We start from the raw sequence: 332 nt of genomic DNA, 5'->3' as shown, positions 1-332 counted from the left end.
CCCGGAACAACGAAGTTGTTCACGAACACCCCACCGACCACATCGGCATTGACCTTCACCGAATACGTCACCGTCTTGCTCTCGCCGGCCGCCAAGGTTCCCGTCACCGAGAAACCATCCGTGCCGACCATCGTCGCAACCAACGGAGCATCAGCAGTCAAACCACTCAATGCACCCTTGTCCACAACCTGACGCAAATCATCGAAGTACGCGACCTCACCCGCACCGTTACCGGTGTTCGTGAACGAAAGCGTGTACTTGATGTCCTGACCGGCAACAACATTCGAACCCGACACCGGATCAGAAGACTTCACCACAGCAATCTTCGGAGA

1 protein-coding gene is annotated in these 332 nt (G+C 56.0%); it reads right to left on the bottom strand.

The annotated features are described in order from the left end of the window. Positions 1–314 (bottom strand): DUF7927 domain-containing protein (locus ACYP01_RS00755; protein WP_459678184.1); only part of this gene is annotated, 314 nt, incomplete at its 3' end. Positions 315–332: the final 18 nt, after the last annotated feature.

This window comes from Rhodococcus sp. no. 34 (assembly GCF_054589475.1).
Note: the sequence above shows the minus strand (reverse complement) of the source record. Positions and strands in the feature narration are given on the sequence as shown.